General features: G+C 66.5%; 2 protein-coding genes and 1 pseudogene. All 3 read left to right on the forward strand.

What is annotated here, in order from left to right; all coding sequences use genetic code 11:
• Nucleotides 1-325 precede the first annotated feature (325 nt).
• The 3 genes and pseudogenes from EDF46_RS18485 (at nt 326) to EDF46_RS17865 (ending at nt 3,315) form a co-directional block, all read left to right on the forward strand.
• Nucleotides 326-478: a hypothetical protein gene (locus EDF46_RS18485; RefSeq protein ID WP_158614333.1), complete on the forward strand. Its 153-nt coding sequence runs from the start codon at nt 326-328 to the stop codon at nt 476-478.
• 281 nt (nt 479-759) lie between these two features.
• Nucleotides 760-2,110 (forward strand): annotated as a pseudogene (locus EDF46_RS17860) (sugar porter family MFS transporter).
• Nucleotides 2,111-2,244: 134 nt separating this feature from the next.
• Nucleotides 2,245-3,315: a LacI family DNA-binding transcriptional regulator gene (locus EDF46_RS17865; protein WP_158614334.1), complete on the forward strand. Its 1,071-nt coding sequence runs from the start codon at nt 2,245-2,247 to the stop codon at nt 3,313-3,315.
• Nucleotides 3,316-3,446 lie beyond the last annotated feature (131 nt).

The raw sequence follows: 3,446 nt of genomic DNA on the forward strand, positions 1-3,446 counted from the left end.
CCCCCCCCCCCCCCCCCCCCCCCCCCCCCCCCCCCCCCCCCCCCCCCCCCCCCCCCCCCCCCCCCCCCCCCCCCCCCCCCCCCCCCCCCCCCCCAGTTACTCGCCAGGGCGGCTTCTCACGCCGCCCGTCAGCAGTGATACCGATCAGAACTTTGCCAACTAACACGCACCGTTAGGAAAGACGACTTTCCTTGTTTTGGGGGAGGGTGGGCCTGTAATCTTGGAGAAGGTCAACGGTTCGTTGGCAGGTGAGTGCTCGAGGAGCACTTCGACATACCGGGTTCGCGAGGTAGGGAACCCACCGCAACACTGTGAGGAGTCGATCATGACCGACACCGCAACCATCTTCCTTCCCCGCACCAGCACCATCACTCTTCCGACGTCGAAAGACCAGGGGCCGTCGTTGATGTTCCGGGTGGAGAGCGCTGTCGACCGGGTCGTGGAGTTCCTGGCAGCCCCAAGAACACCCACCCGCTAAACAACGTGGAACGAAAGGCCCGGACCGGCAAGGGTCCGGGCCTTTCATATTGCTGTCGATCTAGTGTCATGCGGCGGCGGAGCTAGTGCAGTTGACCCGAGGAGTCAATTCGAATAATGCCCTTCGGTACCATTACCCGCGTTGGCACCGGTGAGGCGCGTGACATGCGAAAACGCCAGAAACGTTCTTCGCTCAGCTTTGGCGAAGACTTCAGACCCGTTTACGACCTCTTGGATGGGCTGGGTAAAGCACCCCACGTGAAGACCCTCGGGGTTGTCGCGATCGTCGCTACTCTCGGTGGGCTGCTCTTTGGCTACGACACCGGCGTCATCAACGGTGCTCTCGAGCCGATGTCGAAGGAACTCGGGCTGACCACAATCAGCGAGGGTGTCGCGACTTCCTCGCTCCTGTTCGGAGCCGCGATCGGAGCCTTCCTAGGCGGACGGCTCTGTCCGACATGTGGGGTCGCAGACGCAGCATCATCCTGATGGCGGCGATGTTCGTCGGGGGAGCTTTCCTCGCCGTGGTTTCGCCCGGCCTCGGCCTCCTCGTCGTGGGGCGGAGCATTCTCGGCCTGGCTGTTGGCGGCGCGTCTGTCGTGGTTCCTGTGTATCTCTCCGAACTCGCTCCCTATGAGATCCGCGGCAAGATCGCCGGTCGCAACGAGCTCATGATCGTCGTGGGCCAGGTGTCCGCATTCGTCGTCAACGCGGTCATCGGGACGGTGTGGGGAGAGACGCACGGGATCTGGCGCGTGATGCTCGCCGTGGCAGCTCTGCCCGGCCTGGCGCTGTTGATCGGAATGATCCGGCTGCCGGAGTCGCCACGTTGGCTCGTGTCCAAGGGGAACGCGAAGAAGGCCCTCGCCGTTTTCACCTCTATCCGGTCCATCGACCGGGCCGAAGCCGAACTTGCCGAGGTCCAGCGCATCACCGAAGCTGAGAAGGGGCGACCGAGAGCCACGTTCCGGTCTTTCAACGATAGGTAGATCCGCCGCATCCTGATCGTCGGCATCGGCATCAGCGTCGGGCAGCAGCTCACCGGCATCAATACGATCATGTACTACGGCCAGGTCGTCCTGACCGAATCCGGCTTCACCCACAACGGTGCGCTCATCGCCAACATCGCCCCCGGGGTCATCGCCGTGATCGGCGGCATCATCGGCCTGCGGCTCATGCAGAGGATCAACCGTCGCACGAAGCTGCTGATCGGCTTCTCGCTGACGACGACGATGCACTTCCTGATTGCGATCGCGTCATGGTCCTACCCGTCGGCAGTGCGGCTCGACCCTTCGTGATCCTGGCTCTCGTCGTGCTTTTCGTGCGCTCGATGCAGACTTTCCTCAACATCGCCATCTGGGTGATGCTCGCCGAGATCTTCCCGCTCTTCATCCGCGGGCTCGCCATCGGGATCTCGGTCTTCTTCGGCTGGATTGTGAATGCTCTGCTCGGGCTCTTCTTCCCGATTCTGATCGCCGCGCTCGGCATCTCCGGGACCTTCTTCCTGTTTGGCGGGATTGGGATCATCGCCTTGGTCTTCATCGCCAAGATGTTGCCGGAGACCCGCGGTCGCACCCTGGAGAACATCGAGGAGGGTGTCACCACCGGCTCCATCTACGTCGTCAAGCTGTAGCGGGGTGGAGAATGCGGAGGCGTCACTCGGCGGATCATCCCCGCCATGGTCATCGGCGGCGCAGACCGCTTCGCTCGTTCCTGAGCCTATTTATCTCCCGGCGACGCTGAGCGGAGTCGGCCAGAATGGCCTTCATGAGCGTTGACGAGGGCACCCGGCTTCCCAGTCGTCGCCCCACCATCCGAGATGTCGCGGCGCAGGCGGGTGTGTCCAAGTCGGTGGCTTCCCGGGTCTACTCGGGCTCGACCCACGTGTCCAACGAGAGTCGGCGTCGAGTCCTGGAGGCGGCGGAGACGCTCGGCTTCCGACCGAACCTGGTGGCGCGATCCTTGGCCGGCCAGCGGGACGATTTCGTCGGGATCCTGGTGGCCGACCTGTACAACCCCGTGTTCGCTGAGGTGGTGGACGCCGCGCGGTCCGAGTTGGCGCTGTTCGGTAAGGCCGGTCTGCTCACGAGCGCGCTCTCGCCCGGAGTCCAGTCGGATGCCGACGACACCGGCCGAGAAGGCAGCCGCGGCGAAGCTCTTCTCGACGATCACGCCGTCGCGCTCTTCGGTGATCTGCGACCCGCCCGTCTCCTGGTAGTGGGATCCGTTCCGTCCCTCGACCGAGTCGTTTCGGCGGCTCCGCACGCCCGTATCGTGGCCGCAAGCTCGATCCCGGAGGCTCCCACCGGCATTCCATTCGTCCGCGGGGACGACGACGCGGGCATGCGACTGCTCATCGACCACCTCATCGAGGAAGGGCACAGCGACATCGCGCACGTGGGCGGTCCCGGGAGCCCGGTCTCGACACTCCGCGCGGACGCCTTCCGACGGCTGATGGCCGAGCGCGGCCTCGGAGACCGTGCCCGGGTCGTGCCGGGCGGCTACACGCGGGCGTTGGGTCTCCGCGGGGCGCGGTCGCTGCTCGAAACGCAGGATCCGCCGACGGCCATCATCGCCGTCAACGACCTGGCCGGTCTCGGCGTTCTGGAGGCCGCGGACGCACACGCCGCGCGCACCGGGCGTCGGGTTGCCGTGACCGGATACGACAACACCTTCCTGGCCGCTCTCCCGCGGATCGCCCTCACCTCCGTCGACCCGGGCAGTGATGAGATCGGTCGAGAAGCCGCCCGCCTCCTCCTCGACGATGCCGACGTGTCCGTCGGCGAAGTCCTCGTCGCGCCGAAGCTGATCGTGCGGGAGTCCAGCCGCACGCGCTGAAGATTAATCGGCGTCGGGGGGGGGGGGGGGGGCGCCCCCCCCCCCCCGGGGGGGGGGGGGGGGGGGGGGGGGCCCCGGGGGGGGGGGGGGGGGGGGGGGGGGGCCCCCCCCCGCGGGGGGGGTAGACGCGG

Source organism: Frondihabitans sp. PhB188 (assembly GCF_003752365.1).
Taxonomy (GTDB): domain Bacteria; phylum Actinomycetota; class Actinomycetes; order Actinomycetales; family Microbacteriaceae; genus Frondihabitans.